At 73.3% G+C, this 17,744-nt stretch carries 14 protein-coding genes; 6 read left to right on the top strand and 8 right to left on the bottom strand.

All coding sequences use genetic code 11. The annotated features are described in order from the left end of the window. Positions 1 to 31: 31 nt before the first annotated feature. Both ACZ4VK_RS16300 and ACZ4VK_RS16295 read left to right on the top strand, forming a co-directional pair. Positions 32 to 1,378 carry an SWIM zinc finger family protein gene (locus tag ACZ4VK_RS16300; protein ID WP_468352680.1) on the top strand — a complete coding sequence of 449 codons (1,347 nt, stop codon included), beginning with the start codon at positions 32 to 34 and terminating at the stop codon, positions 1,376 to 1,378. A 41-nt stretch (positions 1,379 to 1,419) separates the two neighbouring features. After that, positions 1,420 to 3,102 (top strand): DUF5691 domain-containing protein, encoded by a 1,683-nt coding sequence (locus tag ACZ4VK_RS16295; RefSeq protein WP_468352678.1) that lies wholly within the window; start codon positions 1,420 to 1,422, stop codon positions 3,100 to 3,102. A 203-nt stretch (positions 3,103 to 3,305) separates the two neighbouring features. Here ACZ4VK_RS16295 and ACZ4VK_RS16290 read toward each other — a convergent pair whose 3' ends face one another. Beyond that, positions 3,306 to 3,713 carry a cobalamin B12-binding domain-containing protein gene (locus ACZ4VK_RS16290; RefSeq protein WP_468352676.1) on the bottom strand — a complete coding sequence of 136 codons (408 nt, stop codon included), beginning with the start codon at positions 3,711 to 3,713 and terminating at the stop codon, positions 3,306 to 3,308. Between the two features lie 304 nt (positions 3,714 to 4,017). Here ACZ4VK_RS16290 and ACZ4VK_RS16285 point away from each other — a divergent pair, with 304 nt between their 5' ends. Both ACZ4VK_RS16285 and ACZ4VK_RS16280 read left to right on the top strand, forming a co-directional pair. Continuing rightward, positions 4,018 to 4,809, top strand: coding sequence for an esterase/lipase family protein (locus tag ACZ4VK_RS16285; RefSeq protein ID WP_468352674.1), 792 nt, complete (start codon positions 4,018 to 4,020; stop codon positions 4,807 to 4,809). 220 nt (positions 4,810 to 5,029) lie between these two features. Continuing rightward, complete coding sequence (locus ACZ4VK_RS16280) at positions 5,030 to 6,730, top strand: M23 family metallopeptidase (RefSeq protein WP_468352672.1); 1,701 nt, start codon at positions 5,030 to 5,032, stop codon at positions 6,728 to 6,730. Between the two features lie 73 nt (positions 6,731 to 6,803). Here ACZ4VK_RS16280 and pcrA read toward each other — a convergent pair whose 3' ends face one another. Together pcrA and ACZ4VK_RS16270 are read right to left on the bottom strand one after the other, a co-directional pair. Next, entirely contained in the window at positions 6,804 to 9,257 is a 2,454-nt protein-coding gene (gene pcrA, locus ACZ4VK_RS16275; protein ID WP_468352670.1) for a DNA helicase PcrA, read from the bottom strand. A 122-nt stretch (positions 9,258 to 9,379) separates the two neighbouring features. Further along, positions 9,380 to 9,733, bottom strand: a complete 354-nt coding sequence (locus tag ACZ4VK_RS16270) for a hypothetical protein (RefSeq protein ID WP_468352668.1) — start codon at positions 9,731 to 9,733, stop codon at positions 9,380 to 9,382. 341 nt (positions 9,734 to 10,074) lie between these two features. On the opposite strand from ACZ4VK_RS16270, the gene ACZ4VK_RS16265 reads away from it, so the two are divergent. Continuing rightward, positions 10,075 to 11,190, top strand: coding sequence for a C40 family peptidase (locus ACZ4VK_RS16265; protein WP_468352666.1), 1,116 nt, complete (start codon positions 10,075 to 10,077; stop codon positions 11,188 to 11,190). Between the two features lie 8 nt (positions 11,191 to 11,198). Here ACZ4VK_RS16265 and ACZ4VK_RS16260 read toward each other — a convergent pair whose 3' ends face one another. Together ACZ4VK_RS16260 and ACZ4VK_RS16255 are read right to left on the bottom strand one after the other, a co-directional pair. Further along, a complete protein-coding gene (locus ACZ4VK_RS16260) occupies positions 11,199 to 11,915 on the bottom strand; it encodes a LuxR C-terminal-related transcriptional regulator (RefSeq protein WP_389680825.1) in 717 nt (238 codons plus the stop codon). Beyond that, on the bottom strand, positions 11,912 to 13,174 hold the full coding sequence (locus tag ACZ4VK_RS16255; protein WP_468352663.1) for a PspC domain-containing protein: 1,263 nt from the start codon (positions 13,172 to 13,174) through the stop codon (positions 11,912 to 11,914). The genes ACZ4VK_RS16260 and ACZ4VK_RS16255 overlap by 4 nt, the downstream gene beginning before the upstream one ends. A 156-nt stretch (positions 13,175 to 13,330) precedes the next feature. Between ACZ4VK_RS16255 and ACZ4VK_RS16250 the strand changes: the two genes are divergently transcribed. Next, positions 13,331 to 14,677, top strand: a complete 1,347-nt coding sequence (locus tag ACZ4VK_RS16250; RefSeq protein ID WP_468352662.1) for a PspC domain-containing protein — start codon at positions 13,331 to 13,333, stop codon at positions 14,675 to 14,677. Positions 14,678 to 14,833: 156 nt separating this feature from the next. Here ACZ4VK_RS16250 and ACZ4VK_RS16245 read toward each other — a convergent pair whose 3' ends face one another. From ACZ4VK_RS16245 to ACZ4VK_RS16235, 3 genes are all read right to left on the bottom strand, one after another. Then, positions 14,834 to 15,433 (bottom strand): DoxX family protein, encoded by a 600-nt coding sequence (locus ACZ4VK_RS16245; RefSeq protein WP_468352661.1) that lies wholly within the window; start codon positions 15,431 to 15,433, stop codon positions 14,834 to 14,836. A 91-nt stretch (positions 15,434 to 15,524) separates the two neighbouring features. Then, the gene (locus tag ACZ4VK_RS16240; RefSeq protein WP_468352659.1) at positions 15,525 to 16,757 is read right to left on the bottom strand and encodes a hypothetical protein; all 1,233 of its coding nucleotides are present in this window, start codon (positions 16,755 to 16,757) and stop codon (positions 15,525 to 15,527) included. A 175-nt stretch (positions 16,758 to 16,932) separates the two neighbouring features. Beyond that, positions 16,933 to 17,721, bottom strand: coding sequence for a class II aldolase/adducin family protein (locus tag ACZ4VK_RS16235; RefSeq protein WP_468352657.1), 789 nt, complete (start codon positions 17,719 to 17,721; stop codon positions 16,933 to 16,935). Positions 17,722 to 17,744: the final 23 nt, after the last annotated feature.

Genomic DNA, 17,744 nt, shown 5'->3' with positions numbered 1-17,744 from the left:
GTTGTCAGTGGCGGCATCTACCGTCGGAGACATGAATGCCATGGGGGTGCGCTTCACGACCGAGCAGGTGCTGGCACTGGCTCCTGACGACGCGTCGCGCAGAGCGGGAAGCAGGCTCGGCACGGCCGGGCCGTGGTCCGGCACGGGCTGCGGCGAAGGCGCCGTCTGGGGCGAGTGCAAGGGCAGCGGCAGCGCGCCGTACCGGACGGCCGTCGACACCACGGGGCCGGCGTACACGTGCACCTGCCCCAGCCGTAAGTTCCCGTGCAAGCACGCGCTCGGCCTGCTGCTGCTCCGGGCGTCGGACGGGGCGGCGTTCGAGGAGTCCACCCCGCCCGACTGGGCCGGGCACTGGCTCACGGCACGGCGCGGGCGCGCCGGGAGCGCCGCCCGGCGGACTGGGGACGGCGCCCCCGAAGGCCCCGCGGACCCCGAGGCGGCGCGCCGGAGGGCCGAGCGGAGAGCCGCCCGGATCACCTCGGGCGCCCAGGAGTTGGAGCAGCGGCTCGCCGACCTGCTGCACGGCGGTCTCGCGGCGGCCGAGCAGCCGGGGTACGGGCTGTGGGAGGAGACGGCGGCCCGCATGGTCGACGCCCAGGCGCCGGGACTCGCGGCCCGGGTCAGGGAGTTGGGGTCGATACCGGGCTCGGGGCCGGGCTGGCCCGTGCGGCTCCTGGAGGAGTGCGCGCTGACCCACCTCCTCGACCGGGCCTGGCTGACCGCCGACCGGCTGCCCGCTCCCTTCGCGACGACCGTACGGACCCGGGTGGGCCTCACCGCCCCCGTCGACGGCCTCCCGGTGCGCGACCACTGGCTCGTCCTCGCGCAGTACGACGCGGCCGACGCCCGGCTGACCACCCGTCGCATCTGGCTGCACGGCACGAGGAGCGGGCGCACGGCACTGCTGCTCTCCTTCGGAGCGGCCGGCCGGACTCCCCACCTGGCGCTCCCCGTGGGCGCGGTTCTCGAAGGAGAGGTCACTCCGCACGGGGGCTCCGGCCAGCTGCGGGCGGAGCCGGGCGAGGAGTTCGTCCCCGTCGCCGTCCCGGCCGCCCCGCCACCGGGCGGCGCCGTGGGCGACGCCCTCGACGCGTACGGCCGCGCGCTGGCCGAGGACCCGTGGCTGGACTCCTGGCCCGTGACGCTGAGCGGGGTCGTTCCCGCGCGCGCGGAGTACGGCTGGCAGCTCGCCGACGCGGACGGCCGCGAGGCCCTGCCGCTGACGCCCGCCGCCCAGTCCCGGTCCGGGCTCTGGCGCCTCGTCGCCCTGTCGGGCGGCGCGCCGGTCACGGTCTTCGGGGAGTGCGGGCACCGGGGTTTCACGCCGCTCGCCGCCTGGTCCCGGGAGGCCCCGGGAGAGACGGTCCCGCTCATATGACCCCGCCCACGGCCCACACCCCTCCCGGAGGACCGATGGAGATGGACACGACGAACCCCACCGCGCCCGTTCCCACCGTCGGCGAGGGCGCCGGGGATGACGGCGTCTGGGAGGAACTCGTCACCTCGGCGCTGCTCGGTACGGACCGGCGGGCGCCCGCCGCGTTCGCCGGCCTCGCGGGCCGCGACCTGCCGGGCGCCCTGCTCGACGCCGCCGCGCTGCACACCGTACGGCGCAGGGCGGGGCTGCGCCCCGGGCCCGCGGCGGCGCTGCCGGAGCCCGCCCCCGAGGACCCGCGCGGACCGCTGCCCGAGGCGGCCGGGCGGCGGCTCGACCAGCTGCTCGCCGGCCGGGCCGCACCCTCGCCGGCGGGGCGTCGCGGGGCGGCCCCCGACCTCGCCGAACTGCTCCCGCAGTGGCTGGCACTCGCCAACGAGCTCGGATACAAGGCGCCCGCCGCCGCCCTGCCCGCCCTCCTCGACGCGGCGCGTGCCCGCACCGATCTGCGCCCCCAGGCCCTGCGTCTGGCGGGACCGCGTGGCCTGTGGCTGGCCCGGCTCAACCCCGAGTGGAGGTTCGCCCTCCGGGGTGCGGGCGCGGGCGGCTCCCTGCCGGCCCTCGACGACCGGGAGGGCGTGCGGGACCTGTGGGACGAGGGCCTGTTCGCCGAGCGGGTCGCCCTGCTCGTCGCCGTACGGACCGAGGACCCGGCGGCCGGACTCGCCCTCCTCGCGTCCACCTGGTCCGCCGAGCGGGCGGAGGACCGGCTGATGTTCCTGGACTCGCTGCGTACCGGACTCTCCGGCGCGGACGAGGAGTTCCTCGAGGCGGCCCTGGGCGACCGCAGTCGCAACGTCCGGGCCACCGCCGCCGAGCTGCTGTCCGCCCTGCCGGCCTCGGCCCTCGCGGGCCGGATGGCGGGCCGGGCGGTCTCCTGCGTCGGCCTCGACCGGACGGCGCGGACACCGACGATCGTCGTGGAGGCCCCGCACGAGTGCGACGCGGCCATGCAGCGGGACGGTCTCACCGCGACGCCTCCGGCGGGCCGGGGCGAGCGGTCCTGGTGGCTGGGCCAGCTCGTCGAATCCGCTCCGCTGTCCTGCTGGCCGCCCCGCTTCGGGGGACGCGGCCCGGAGGAGATCGTGGCCCTCCCGGTCGCCGACGACTGGCAGGGCGAACTGCACGCGGCCTGGTGCCGTGCGGCCGTACGGCAGCGGGACGCCGCGTGGTCGCGCGCGCTCCTCGGCTCCCCCGCGACCCCGCCCGCGACGGGCCCCGGCACCTCCTCGCTGGCCGAGCGGGCCCAGCTCCTGTCGACGCTGCCCCCGGAGGAACGGGCGCTCTGGGTCGCCTCGTTCGTCGCGGCGCACGGTCTGTCGGAGGCGTTCCAGCTGCTCGGCGTCTGCGAGGTGCCGTGGGCGGAGCCGCTCGGCGGGGCGGTGATCGACGCCCTCGACATCGCGCGGGACGCGGGCAGTTACCCGTGGAGCTTCAGCGGGGTGATGGGCCTGGCGGAGCGCTGCCTCGCCCCGGAGGCGGCACGACAGCTGGAATCCCTGACGGCCCTGCCGGACGAGGCGGAGCACGCCTCCCCCGGCGCGGGCGGCTACTGGTCCGAGGCCTTCCAGCGCCTGGTGTTGACCCTCCGCCTGCGCGAGGCGATGAGAGCCGAACTCCTGGAGCGGCCGAAAGCGCAGGAAGGGATAGCCGTACGAAACGGGTGACCGCACGAGCGGGCGAGCCCGTGCCACAGCGGCCCCGACCTGAGCACCCCCGCAGGACGGGCCGCCACGACGACGGCCCGGCACGACGGCACCGGCACCGGCACCGGCACCGGCACCACAGCGCGAAGGGCCCTCCCCCGGGATTCGTCCCGGGGGAGGGCCCTGAAGGCGTGATCGTGAGGTGCGGGCCGGGCCGGCGCGTGTTAGACGGCCACCCGGACGTTCGCGTTCACCCAGTCGACGATGGACGCCGTCGTCGCGCCCGGCGTGAAGATCTCGGCCACACCCTTCTCCTTCAGCGGCGCGATGTCCCCGTCCGGGATGATGCCGCCGCCGAAGACCTTGATGTCCTCCGCCTCGCGGTCCTTGAGGAGCTCAAGCACCTTCACGAACAGCGTGTTGTGCGCTCCGGAGAGGATCGAGAGGCCGATCGCGTCGGCGTCCTCCTGGATCGCGGTGTCGACGATCTGCTCCGGTGTCTGGTGGAGCCCGGTGTAGATGACCTCCATACCGGCGTCGCGGAGTGCCCGCGCGATGACCTTGGCCCCGCGATCGTGACCGTCGAGACCCGGCTTGGCGACGACCACGCGGATCGGACCGCTCACACCCATCACTGCCTCCACATGCGACCCCCGCGCCTGATTGCCGGGGAGGTGAACGAACGTTATCTCCAGCATCATGCACCCGGCCGTTTCGCGGAGGCGAGCGAGGGGGAAATCACATGTGGGACATGTTCGCTCTGCGCCGTTCCCCGCTTTCGGGCCCTCCCCCTGGGCCCACCAGCCGCAAGCGGGGCCCGGTCGCAAAGGGAGCCGCGACGAGGTCCGCCGCGTCTCCGCGCCGCCGTCCGTGCGGCGCGGGGGCACGGCGGACCGGCGTGACGTCCGGCCCCGCGTACCGTTCGGGAGGCCGGCCATGGAGCTCACCAAGGTCACCGCCCTGATGAAGGCCACCGCCCTGGAGCTGGCGATCCTCACCGGACACCTCGTCCTGTACCCGTCCGGAATCGTGGCCGAGCGCCTCGCCCCCGCCGTTCCCCCGGCGACGGACCTCCCGGGCCGGCGCCCGGTCGTCCTGCTGCACGGCTTCGTGGACAACCGCTCGGTCTTCGTCCTGCTGCGCCGCGCGCTCGCCCGCAGCGGCCGTGACTGCGTCGAGTCGCTCAACTACTCCCCGCTCACGTGCGACCTGCGGGCCGCCGCCGAGCTGCTCGGGCGCCGGGTGGAGGAGATCCGCGCCCGTACGGGACACGCCGAGATCGACGTCGTCGGGCACAGCCTGGGCGGGCTGATCGCCCGTTATTACGTACAGCGTCTCGGCGGTGACAGCCGGGTACGGACCCTGGTCATGCTCGGCACCCCGCACGCGGGCACCACCGTGGCCCCGCTCGCCGACGCGCATCCGCTGGTGCGGCAGATGCGGCCGGGTTCGGAGGTGCTGCGGGAGCTCGCCGATCCGTCGCCGGGGTGCCGCACCCGGTTCGTGAGTTTCTGGAGCGATCTCGACCAGGTGATGGTCCCCGCGGAGACGGCCCGTCTCGACCACGCCGATCTGCTCGTGCACAACGTCCGGGTCAGCGGGATCGGCCATCTCGCGCTGCCCGTGCACCCGACGGTGGCCGCGGGGGTCCTGGAAGCCCTCGACGCCGACGGGACGGGGGCCGTGGCAGCCCGTCCTGAGGAGCCCGGCGCCGGCTCCGTCGCCTGACACTCCGACACCGTTCTTCGAACGTTCATCGAACACAAGGCCAAAGCTCAGCCCGTGAGCTGGCGAAACACGGCCGATTGCCCGTTTCCTGCGGCCCCCGGCCCCTCCGAAGATTGTCGGCTGCGCATACCGCCGGGTACAGTCGCGCCACTGCTTACCCCCGGGACGCCCCTCGTCGGGATCTCCCCGGACTGGTCCTGCTGCCGAGGCGAGAGAGACGTTGGTGAACGACCAGCACCCCCACGCCGGGTACGTCGGAGACGGCACCCACTCCACCGGCAGTTTCGCCACCGACCCCCTGTTCGGCGCCTACGCCGACGGCTCGTCGGACCACAGCGGCCAGTGGAATCTCGGCGGATACGACGCCTCCGGCGCGTACGGCACGACGGGGACGGGGCAGTACGACACCACGACGTACGACAGCACCCAGTACGGCACGACGGACCAGTACGGCACCGCCACCGCGCAGTACGACACGACCGGCCAGTACGACACCACGGGGCAGTGGGACACCACCGGCGCCTACCCGGCCCCCGGCTCGTACGCGACGACGACCGGGCAGTACGAGACGACCGGGTCGTACGACACGAACCCGCCGCAGTACGACACGAACCCGCGGTACGACGCCACCCCGGCGTACGACGCCACCGGCCAGTGGGACGCCTCCGCCTGGACCGAGGCCCAGCAGCCCGGCCAGTACGAGACCGTCCACTCCGGCGCCTTCGCCGCCCAGGGCGCGTACGGCTACGACGCCACCGGCCAGTGGGCCGCCCCCGCCTTCGCGACCGACACCGGCGCCTACGACGCGACCGCCTGGAACCAGGCCGCGGAGGCCGAGCCGGTCGTCCCGCACCAGTACGTCCCGGGGGCCGAGCACACCGCCGAGTTCCCGTTCGAGTACGTCCCCGAGACGGGCGCGGCCGCCGCCGAGGACCACGGCCAGGCGGAGTACGCGTACGACGAACACCCCGCGGAACACGCCGAGCACACCGGTGAGAACGCCGGCGCCGAGGACCTCGCTGACGCCGAAGGCGAAGACGCCGCGTACGGCCAGATCGACGACCGCCACGAGAGCCCCGACGGCCCCGGCGACGAGCCCGTCGCCGAGGTCCGTGCGGACTCCCCCCTGGCCGGCCGCCCCGTGCGCCGTTCCTCCGGTGGCAGCCGCGGCCGCCGCCGTACCCCCGCCAAGCGGTCCGCGCTGCTGACCGTCGCCGTACCCTCCGCCTGCGTCATGGGGGTGGCCGGCATCGCCGCCGCCTCCGTCGGCGGACTCACCGGAGCCGGCGGCGACGGCGGGCAGAAGGAGGACACCACCTCGCTCGCCGCCGCCGACCGGGCCTCCGTCAAGCAGGTCGCCGCGAACAACGCGCTCGACACCCAGCTCGCCGCGCTCAGCGCCGACGCCCGCGACTTCGGCGACCGCGCCAGCCGCACCCAGGAGCGCATCGACCTCAAGGCCCGCCAGGTGGCCGAGAAGAAGAAGCGCGAGGAGGAGGCGGCCCGCAAGGAGGCGCTGCGCCCCAAGTTCAGCCTGCCGGTGGAGCTCCACCAGCTCAGCGCCCGCTTCGGCCAGTCCGGCGTCAACTGGATGTCCGTGCACACCGGCATCGACTTCCCCGTGCAGACCGGCACCCCCGTGCGCGCCGCGACGGACGGCACCGTCCGCACCCAGATCAACAGCGCCTACGGCAACATGGTGATCGTGACCGCCCCCGACGGCACCGAGACCTGGTACTGCCACCTCAGCAGCGCCAAGTACCGCTCCGGTTCCGTCAAGGCCGGTGAGGTCATCGCGTACTCCGGCGACTCGGGCAACTCCACCGGCCCGCACCTGCACTTCGAGGTCCGGCCGGGCGGCGGCTACGCGATCGACCCGCTGGACTGGCTGCGCAGCCACGGTCTCGACCCGACCAGCTGACCCGCACCTTCACGCACGGTCGAAAGAGGCCCCGGACTTCCGTCCGGGGCCTCTCCCGTACCCGCTCTACTCTCTACAGCTTCTCGACCGGCGCGTACCGCAGCAGCAGCCGCTTCGGCTTCTCGTCACCGAAGTCGATCGTCGCCTCGGCGTCGGCGCCCGCGCCCTTCATCGCCATGACCGTGCCGAGTCCGAACTGGTCGTGCGTGACCCGGTCGCCGACCTGGAGCGAGATCACCGGCTTGTCCCCGCCGGCGCGTCGGGTGGCGAAGCCCGAGGGGCCGGAGCGCGCCCGCGAGGAGGAGAGCGAGGAGGTGATCCCCGAGGTCGGCCCGGCGGGCTTCGCCATCGGACCGGTCCGCTTCCACTCCAGGTACGTGGGCGGGATCTCCTCCAGGAAACGCGAGGCCGGGTTGTACGAGGGCTGCCCCCAGGCGCTGCGCATCGACGACCGCGTGAGGTAGAGCCGCTCACGCGCGCGCGTGATGCCGACGTACGCGAGGCGGCGCTCCTCCTCCAGCTCCTTCGCCTGCCCGAGGGCGCGCATGTGCGGGAAGACGCCGTCCTCCATGCCGGTGAGGAACACCACGGGGAACTCGAGGCCCTTGGCGGTGTGCAGCGTCATCAGGGTGATGACGCCCCTGCCCTCCTCGTCCTCGTCCGGGATCTGGTCGGAGTCGGCGACGAGCGCGACCTTCTCCAGGAACTCGGCGAGGGTCGCGGGCTCCTCGCCGCGCTCCTGCTCGAACTCGAGGGCGACGGCGGCGAGTTCCTGGAGGTTCTCGATCCGGGTCTCGTCCTGCGGGTCGGTCGAGGCCTGGAGCTCGGCCAGATAGCCCGTGCGCTCCAGGACGGCCTCCAGGACGACGGCCGGTCCCGCGCCGGACTCGACGACGGTGCGCAGCTCGTCCATCAGCACGTTGAACCGCTTGACGGCGTTCGCCGAGCGGGCGGCCATGCCGTACGCCTCGTCGACCCGCTTGAGGGCCTGCGGGAAGGTGATCTTCTCGCGGAGCGAGAGGGCGTCGATCATCGCCTCGGCGCGCTCGCCGATGCCCCGCTTGGGGACGTTGAGGATGCGGCGCAGCGGGACGTTGTCCTCGGGGTTGGCGAGGACCCGCAGGTACGCGAGGACGTCCCTGACCTCCTTGCGCTCGTAGAAGCGCACGCCGCCGACGACCTTGTAGGGCAGTCCGACGCGGATGAAGATCTCTTCGAAGACACGGGACTGGGCGTTGGTCCGGTAGAAGACGGCGACGTCCCCGGCCTTGGCCTCGCCCGCGTCCGTCAGCCGGTCGATCTCGTCGGCGACGAACTGGGCCTCGTCGTGCTCGGTGTCCGCGACGTAGCCGGTGATCTGCGCGCCCGCGCCCGCGTTCGTCCACAGGTTCTTGGGGCGGCGGGACTCGTTGCGCTCGATGACGGCGTTGGCGGCGGAGAGGATCGTCTGCGTGGAGCGGTAGTTCTGCTCCAGGAGGATCGTGGTCGCGTCCGGGTAGTCCTCCTCGAACTGGAGGATGTTCCGGATGGTCGCGCCGCGGAAGGCGTAGATCGACTGGTCGGCGTCACCGACGACGCACAGCTCGGCCGGGCCGAGGTCCTCGTAGCCGGTGCCGACGAGCTCCCGTACGAGGGTGTACTGGGCGTGGTTGGTGTCCTGGTACTCGTCGACGAGGACGTGGCGGAAGCGGCGGCGGTAGTGCTCGGCGACGTCGGGGAACGCCTGGAGCAGGTGGACCGTCGTCATGATGATGTCGTCGAAGTCCAGGGCGTTGGCCTCGCGCAGCCGCGCCTGGTACATCCGGTACGCCTCGGCGAGCGTCTTCTCGAAGCCGTCGACGGCCTGGTCGGCGAAGGTCTCCTCGTCGATCAGCTCGTTCTTGAGGTTCGAGATCTTGGCGCTGAACGACTTCGGCGGGAACTTCTTCGGGTCGAGGTCCAGGTCACGGCAGACCAGGGACATCAGCCGCTTGGAGTCGGCGGCGTCGTAGATCGAGAAGGAGGAGGTGAAGCCCAGCTTCTTCGACTCGCGGCGCAGGATGCGGACGCAGGCGCTGTGGAAGGTCATGACCCACATCGCGTTCGCCCGCGGTCCGACGAGCTGCTCGACGCGCTCCTTCATCTCGCCGGCGGCCTTGTTCGTGAAGGTGATCGCCAGTATCTGGCCGGGGTGCACGTGCCGTGTGCCCAGGAGGTGGGCGATGCGGTGGGTGAGCACCCGGGTCTTGCCGGAGCCGGCGCCCGCGACGATGAGCAGCGGGGTGTCGGTGTGGACGACGGCGGCGCGCTGCTGCTCGTTCAGCCCGTCCAGGAGCGCGGCGGGGTCCACGACGGGGCGCGGGGCACCGTCCCGGTAGTACGGGTCCCGGGCGGGCGGGGGCACGTCGAAGTGCTCCCCGAAGAGGTCGTGCGGGACCTCCTCCGCACCCGGTGAGCCGTGCTCGTGGTCCTCGGGATGGGGCGGGGGCTCCTCCGAGGAGTGGTTCTGGAGGCCGGCCAGGAAGCTGTCGTCAAAGAGGCTGCTCATCGCCTCACGAGTCTAGGACGCCCCACCGACATCCGGGCCCGCCTTGGGGACCCGCCTTCCTCACAGGCCTGCGGAACCGGTCACACCCGGGGGCTCCCCCGTCGCCGCCCGGGTGCCGCGCGTCACGTCCAGAGGGTCGCGATGAAGATGTTCGCCGTGGTCAGAGCGCCGACGGTGGCGAAGAGGCCCTTGTCGATCCTCTCCTCGTCGCGCTTGACGTAGACGAGGCCGAGGATGACGACGAGCACCGCCAGCTTGACGCCGATCTTGATGTTGTTCACGGTCTGGTCGTCGGCCTGGTTCAGACCGACGAGCGCGACGCCCGTGACCAGCATGAGCAGCGCGCCGTGCAGCATCGCGGGGCTGAAGCGGGCCGTACCGGCGCCCATCGCCTTCATCTGGGTGAGGAATCCGCCCAGCAGGGAGGCGATACCGATGATGTGCAGGGCGACGAAGACATTGATGAGTACGTCCATGGAGCGGAGCCTAACCGGGGCCTTAGCACCGTCCTGGGGCCGGGTGCACGCACTCCGGCGCTTCGGTCGGCCGACCACCGGATTGTCCCCCGGCCCGTCCTCCCGGGCGAAAGAGTCCGGTCTCCGGCCGTCAACTCTCGCCAATAGCGGTCAACTCACCGCCGGGGCGTGACCCCAGGTTTAGCGTCCTCCACCAGGTGGCCGGCTCCCCACCACCGTCGGCGCTCCGGCGGCTGTCGGTCACCCCCGCCGAGAAACCCGGCGGCGGACCGTCCCCCTGTGCGGCCCGCCGTCGGCCCGGTGGGCCCGTTCCCCCCAGGCAGAGGATGTGACCCGCCCTCGTGGCAGCACACCGAAAACCCAAGCAGTCGCCCCGCGGTGGTCAGGCGGTCCGCACCGCCGCCACGCTCGCCCTCGCCTCCGCCGCGACCGCGACGCTCTTCGACGGGTCCGGACACGCGGACCCCCGGCCCACCACCGCTCAGATCAAGGCGAAGGTCGACCGCCTCTACGAGGAGGCCGAGGTCGCGACCGAGCGGTACAACGGGGCCGAGGAGAAGGCGGACGAGGCCCGCGCCGCCTTCGACCGGCTGCGCGACGAGGCCGCCCGCAGAACCCAGCGGCTCAACACCGCGCGGGACGCGCTCGGCGCCATGGCCGCCGCCCAGTACCGCTCCGGAGGCCTCGACCCCGCGGTACAGCTCGCTCTCACCTCCGCCCCCGACGAGTACCTGGAGCGGGCCGCGCTCGCCGAGAGGGCCGGGGACCGGCAGGCGGTCGCCGTCGGCGCCGCGCGGCGGGAGCTCGCCGCGATCCGGCAGCTGCGCGAGGAGTCGGCGGGACGCCTGACGGCGCTGCGCGGGCACGAGGCGGAGCTGCGGCGCCAGAAGACGGCCGTGCTCGACAAGCTGCGGGCGGCGCGGACCCTGCTCGCCCGGCTGACCGCGGAGGAACGGGCCCGGTACGAGGCCGCCACCGCCGCCCGGGACGGCTCCGCCACCTCGGCGGGGAACGGCGGCACCGCCGCTCCGACCCCCTCCGGCGGCTCCACCACGGTGCGGGCCGACCGCTCCGCGGGAGGCGAGCGGGGACCGGTGACCGCCCCGAACACCCGGGCCGCCGAGGCCATCTCCTTCGCCCGCGCCCAGCTCGGCAAGCCGTACGTGTGGGGGGCGACGGGTCCCTCCGGGTACGACTGCTCGGGCCTCACCCAGGCGGCCTGGCGCGCGGCCGGCGTCTCCCTGCCCCGCACCACGTACACCCAGATCAACGCCGGCCGGCGTGTCTCCCGCTCCGAGCTCGCCCCCGGCGACCTCGTCTTCTTCTACTCCGGGATCAGCCACGTCGGGCTCTACATCGGCGGCGGCCAGATGATCCACGCTCCCCGGCCGGGCGCCCCGATCCGGATCGCCCCGATCGACGAGATGCCCTTCGCCGGAGCGACCCGAGTGGGCTGAGGACGGGCTCAGACCAGGCGGCGGGCGGTGGCCCAGCGGGTCAGCTCGTGGCGGTTGGAGAGCTGGAGCTTCCGCAGCACCGCCGAGACGTGCGACTCGACCGTCTTCACCGAGATGTAGAGCTGCTTGGCGATCTCCTTGTACGCGTATCCCCGGGCGATCAGCCGCAGCACCTCCCGCTCCCGCTGGGTCAGCCGGTCCAGGTCCTCGTCCACCGGCGGCGCGTCCGTCGACGCGAAGGCGTCCAGGACGAACCCGGCGAGCCGGGGGGAGAAGACGGCGTCACCCTCCTGGACCCGGAAGATCGAGTCGACCAGATCGGTGCCGGTGATCGTCTTGGTGACGTAGCCACGGGCCCCGCCCCGGATCACCCCGATCACGTCCTCCGCCGCGTCCGAGACCGAGAGGGCCAGGAAGCGGACCGGGTCCTCCGCCGCACCCATCAGGCTCGCGCAGCGCCGCAGCACCTCCACCCCGCCGCCGCCCGGGAGGTGCACGTCGAGGAGGACGACCTCGGGGCGGGTCGCCGTGATGACGGTGACCGCCTGGTCGACGTCGGCGGCCTCTCCGACCACCTCGACGCCGGTGACCTCGGTCCTGCCGATCTCGGCCTGCACGCCCGTACGGAACATCCGGTGGTCGTCGACGAGCACCACCCGCACCCGGCGCTCCGTGCCCGCCGCCCCCGCATCGGTCCCGGTAGCTGCCCCGGTCTCGTCGCTCATCCGTCCGCCCTCTCCATCTCAAGCTCCACTTCGGTGCCCCCGCCCGGCACGGACCGCAGCCGGGCGGTGCCGCCGTTGCGCTGCATCCGGCCGATGATCGATTCTCGTACGCCCATCCTGTCCTCGGGCACCGCGTCCAGATCGAAGCCCGGCCCCCGGTCCCGCACCGAGACGAAGACCGTGCGGCCCTCCACCTCCGCGTACACCTGCACGGCGCCGCCCTCGCCACCGTACTTGGCGGCGTTGACCATCGCCTCGCGCGCGGCCTGCATCTGCGCGACCAGTCCGTCGTCGAGCGGGCAGTCGCCGACGACGACCACTTCGAGAGGGACTCCGTGTTTGTCCTCGACCTCGGCCGCGGCCTTCTTCACCGCCTCGGCGAGGGTGTCGGGCTCCTCGTCCCTGCCGGTGCCCTCGGGCTTGTAGAGCCAGTTCCGCAGCTCCCGCTCCTGGGCCCGGGCGAGGCGGCGCACCTCGCCCCCGTCGTCGGCGTTGCGCTGGATCAGGGTGAGCGTGTGCAGCACGGAGTCGTGGACGTGGGCCGCCACCTCGGCGCGCTCCTGGGCACGGATGCGCATGGTCCGCTCCTCCGTGAGGTCCTGCGACATCCGCACGAGCCACGGACCGGCGAGCAGGGCTATCCCGGTGAGCACCGCGACGGCGGCGGTGAGGGCCGTGCCGAGCTGGGCGACGGAGCCGCGGACCACCACGAAGACCGCGAGACCGGTGCCGACCAGGGCGACGCCGGCGAGGCCGCGTGCGAGATGGAAGGCGCGGCTGTGGCGCCCGCCGTCGGTCCAACTGGCCCGCCGGGCGTTGTCCGCCTGGCGCCAGACCAGGGTGACGCCGCCGCAGACGAGGATCAGGGGCCAGATGTACCTCCCGGACTCGTTCTCGAAGCTGATGCTCCCGACAAGGACCGCGCCGCCGATCGCGAGGGCCATCAGCGCGACGACCTGTCCGCGATCGGGCTTGCGCAGTCTTCGGCGCCCGTCGGGGGTGATCTCGAAGACGGGCCGCGGGGCGGTCCGGCCGCCGACGCCGAGCGGGACGACGATCCAGAACGCCGCGTAGAGCAGGAGGCCGAGGCCGTCCGCGAGGAAGAGGGCGACAAAGACCACCCGCACCCAGACAACGGGCAGCCCGAGGTGTCCGGCGAGTCCGCGGGCGACACCGCCGAGCCACCGCCCGTCGGCGCTCCTGTAGAGCCTGCGCACGGGCGGTTCGTCGGTCTCGGTGACACGAGCGGCTGCGGACATGCACCGATCGTCACACGTGGGGCGGGCCCGGGGCATCAGGGTCTGCCCTGAGATCGTCCCTGGTACCGCCTCGGGGAGGGAGGGGTGCCGAATATCAGGGTCGGGCCAGGGTCGGCCCCGGTGCCTTTCGACGTCACCGGCCGTCACCATGGAGGCATGACGAGTTCGATGCCTTCGCAGCACGTGGCCCCGCCGCCGGCGGAGGCCGTCACCGCCCCGCCCCTGCGGCGCTCGCGCGGCAGCAAGGTCGTGGGCGGAGTCTGCGGTGGCCTCGGCCGGCACTTCGACATGGACCCGGTGATCTTCCGCGTCGCGGTCGGTGTGCTGTCGGTGCCGGGCGGCCTCGGGCTGATCTTCTACGGCTTCGCGTGGCTGCTGATCCCGCTCGCGGACGAGGAGGAGAGCGAGGGGCGCAGACTGCTGACCGGCCGGGTCTCCGGCGGTTCGCTGGCCGCGGTCCTCATGGCCCTGGTGGGCTGCGGGATCTTCCTGTCGATGCTGCACAGCGGGACGATGCTGGGGTCCGCTCTCCTGCTGTCGTTCGCGGTGTGCGCGGCGGCGGTCTGGTCGCGGCGCCGGCAGGTCGGCGCGGTGGAGCCCGAGGGCCGGGTGGAGTCGGCCGCGGCGGCCCTCGCGGTCGCGGAGGCCCCGCCCGAGACGAAGGCCCCACCGCTGGTCGAGTTCCCCTCGTGGTGGAAGGACCCGATAGTCAAGGACGGCTCGACGGGCAAGGTGGCCGTGGGCTACCTGTGGGGGCCGCACGGTCTCCTGGACGAGGACGGCCGGGTGGACGGCGAGGTGCCGAAGCCCGGCGGCCAGTGGGGTCCCGATCGTTCGGCCCCCGGGCGTCCCACGCCCTCGGTCCGGCGCAGTCCGCTCTCCATCGGCGGTCTCGTCCATCTGCTCGCCATGGTCGCGGCCGTTCTCGGCACCGCGCTGACCTGGGAGACCGAGCCGCTCGGCACGAGCGTGCAGACCGGTCTGGTCGCCGCCCTCGCGGTGTTCGGTCTCGGTCTTGTCGTCAGCAGCTTCCTGGGCCGGACGGGGTTCGGCACGATCTTCCACACCGTGCTCACGGCGGGCCTGCTTGCGCTGGCCACGGCCCTGCCCGACCGGATCTCCACGGAATGGATCCGCGAGACATGGGAGCCGGCCGCGATCACCGCCGTGCAGCCCCACTACGAGGTGGGCACCGGAATCGGCACGCTCGATCTGTCCCGGCTCTCGGTGCCGGCGGGCACGACGATCTCGACGTCGGCCGGGGTGGGCGCCGGGCAGCTCAAGGTGATCGTCCCGAACGACGCGGTCGTGAAGGTGCGCGCCGAGGTGGGCCTCGGTGATCTGCAGATGCCGGGTCAGCCCCCCAACGACATCGACATCTCGCCGGACCGTACGGAGAACCGCACGCTCAACCCGCCGGCCGGGACCACCCCGGCGGGCACCCTGGACCTCTCGCTCGAGGTCGGCATCGGACAGGTGGAGGTCACCCGTGCTGCTTCATGAGTTCCGCCCCGGCCGGCTGCTCGTCGGCCTCACCGCCCTCGCCCTGGCCGCCGTGTACGCGGGGGACGCCACCGGGTCCTGGACGACCCCCTGGTACGTGGTGATCCCGGTGCTCTGCGGTGGCCTGGGAGCGGCCGGCTTCGCGACCTGGGTCGCCTATCGAATACGGCGCCGTTCGGCGAGGAGCCTGTCCAGCGACAGTACGGACGCTCCTGCCAGCAGCAGCGGGAGCCAGGCCATCAGATAGGCGAGGTCGTTGCCGAGGTAGTACGGCTGCACCTGCCAGCTCACGGTCAGCCAGAGGCTCAGCGAGATCAGCGCGCCCCCGAGGGCCGCCAGTCGCGCGAAGAGGCCCAGCAGGGTTCCGATCCCGACGGCGAGTTCTCCGATGGAGATGGCGTAGCCGAATCCGGTGGGGTTCCTGAGGGCGAGGTCGACCAGGGCGGGGATGGCTGAGCTGTCCCGGACGCCGCGCATCGTCTCGCCGATGGAGCCGCTGCCGGTGTCGGCGAGGAAAGCGGCGTCGGTGAGTTTGTCCAGACCGGCGTAGATGAAGGTGATGCCGAGGAAGAGGCGGAGCGGGAGGAGTGCGTAGCGGGAGGCGACCGCCTTCCACCGGTCGAGGACGGCTGTCCAGCGGGCACGGGCGGCCCCGCGCCGGTCGGGGTGGGTCTTCTCCTCGGCGGAGCGGCCGGTGTCACCGGGGCCCTGGGGGCCGTCACCCGTGTCGTCCGTCCGGTTCGCCTGTCCCGTCATCGTCGGTCACCTCTCCACGCCCCGTACGACTGTTCGCGGAACGATTCTCCTCGCCCACGAGCTCCGGGGATACGGGAAGGGGGCCGGACGCTCAGTCCACGACGTCGATCGTGACCCGGTTGGTCTCCACGCCCGCCGCCGTCACGACCGAGACCTCCACCCGGCCCGGTTCCACGTCGGCCGGCAGGGGGACGGTCAGGGAGGTGTCGGTGGGGTTGGCGAAGCCGCCCGGGACCGGGACCAGCGGCACATGGGCGTGGACGGGGCCGATGCGGACGACGAGCCGGGTCAGCGGGTCGGGGGCGCAGGCGCCGGGCGGGACGAAGCCGCAGCCGCGGATCTCGATGTCGTCGCCCGTCCGGATCGGGGCGTCGAGGTCGCCCGCCTCCCGGGACCGGACCACCGAGTGGATGGCGGGGCGGACGCCCTCGGTGCACTTGGCGGCGAGGTGCCAGGCCGCCGAGCCTCCGAGGAGGAGCACCAGGGACCAGGGCACCTCGGGGAGCCCGGAGGGGTGGCGGGCGAGTCCGGTGGCCGCCAGGACGAGGACGGAGCAGGAGACGAGGAGGTACTGGACGTCGGCGAGGTCGGCCCGGCCGTTGTCGTCGCAGAGGAGATCGGCGGCTCGCGGGCGGTCGGCGCGCACCTTCTGGAGGCGGCGGGCCGCGATTCCCGCCGTCACCACGAGGCGGGCGGCCACCGTGACGGCCGACACCAGGGCCAGGGCGGTCAGCAGACCGGCGCCCCGGGCCAGACCGAAGGCGGTCGCGCCCGGCGATCGGAAGGCGAGGAAGAGGAGGGTGTAGCCGAGGAGCAGGAGCCAGGCGGCGGCGACGGCGCGGGTGGTGGAGAGCCGGTTGTCCTCGCCGATGAGAGGGGCGAGGAGCCCGCCTCGGGAGCGGTGGGTGTGGGCCGCGACGCTGAGGAGGACGGCGAGGACCAGGGCAGTGCAGAGGCCGGCTGTGCGGGCGCCGGTCCAGCCGTCCCCGACGGCGGTGAGGGCCTGGCCTAGGAGGAGGGCGAGGGCGGCGCCCCAGACGACGCCGAGGCCTCCGCGCCGTACGCGGTCGAGCCAGGCCGCGCCGGCCTCCCGGTCTCGTACGGCCACCGCGCGGGCGGACTGGGCGAGCTCGTCGGAGACCCACTGGCGGGCGGCGACCGGGGAGTGCGCGACGGCGGCGGGGACGCCGTGTCCGGCGGCCAGTTCGTCGCGCCGGGCGAGGAAGGCGGCGACGGCGCGGCGGTGGCCGGCCTGTCCGCAGTGGGCGCAGCCGGCACAGGCCGTCGCGTGCTCGCCGTACTGTCTCGCCTCTTGAACCGCCACGGTGCTCACTTCCCGAGCTCACTGCCCGACATGGACCGGGCGCCCAAAGGGCCAACCGGTCGTCGGTTCCCCGGAATTGTGCCGCACCGGCGGCTTCCGCGCCTGCCGCGCGCGCCCCGCCGAAGAGTGATAGCCGCGCCATCTCATTGACGTACAGAAAGGTGAAGCGATGGTGTTACGACAGGAGTTCGGGCTCCGCTCGGCTGATCCTGCGCCACAGGGGCTGGTAGTTGATCCAGGCGACGAGGTCGCCGCCGAGCTGTTCGCGGGTGGCGACGGCCTCGCGGTGGTCGATCAGGACGGGTTTGCCGGCCGCCCGCGCGGCCAGCTGCACCTGCGCGCAGCGCTCGACGGCGATGAACCACCAGGCCGCCGCGTCGACGGAGGTGCCGACGGTGAGCACCCCGTGGTTGCGGAGCACGATCGCCTTGAAGGCGCCGAGGGCGACGGCGATCCGGCGGGCCTCCTCGGCGTCGACGGTGACGCCGGTGTAGGCGTCGTAGAGGGCGTGGTCCTGGTAGAAGGCGCAGGCCTCCTGGGTGATCGGGTCGAGGAGTTCGCCGAGCGCGGCGAGGGTCCGCCCGTGGAGGGAGTGGGTGTGGGCGACGGCGACGACGTCGGGCCGGGCCCGGTGGACCTGGGCGTGCACGGTGAACGCGGCCTGGTTCACGTGCCGGCCGCCCCGGAGGACCTGTCCTTCGCCGTTGACCAGGATGAGGTCGCTCGCGGTCACCTCCTCGAACGGCGCCCCGAAGGGGTTCACCCAGAACGCGTCGGGGTACTCGGGGTCGCGAGCGGTGATGTGGCCCGAGACGCCCTCCTCGTAGCCGAACCGTCCGAAGAGCCGGAGCGCGCCCGCGAGCCGCTGCTTGCGGTGGACGCGTTCCTCCTCGGCCGTCGCGTGGACGGGCGGCAGGGCGAAGTGGAGCCGGTCGACGGGGACGGGTTCGGGTATCGCGCTCATGCGCCGGAAGGTAACGCCCGGTC

This window comes from Streptomyces sp. NPDC028711, assembly GCF_055565415.1.
The sequence above is the reverse complement of the archived record's forward strand: the minus strand, read 5'-3'. Positions and strand labels throughout refer to the sequence as shown.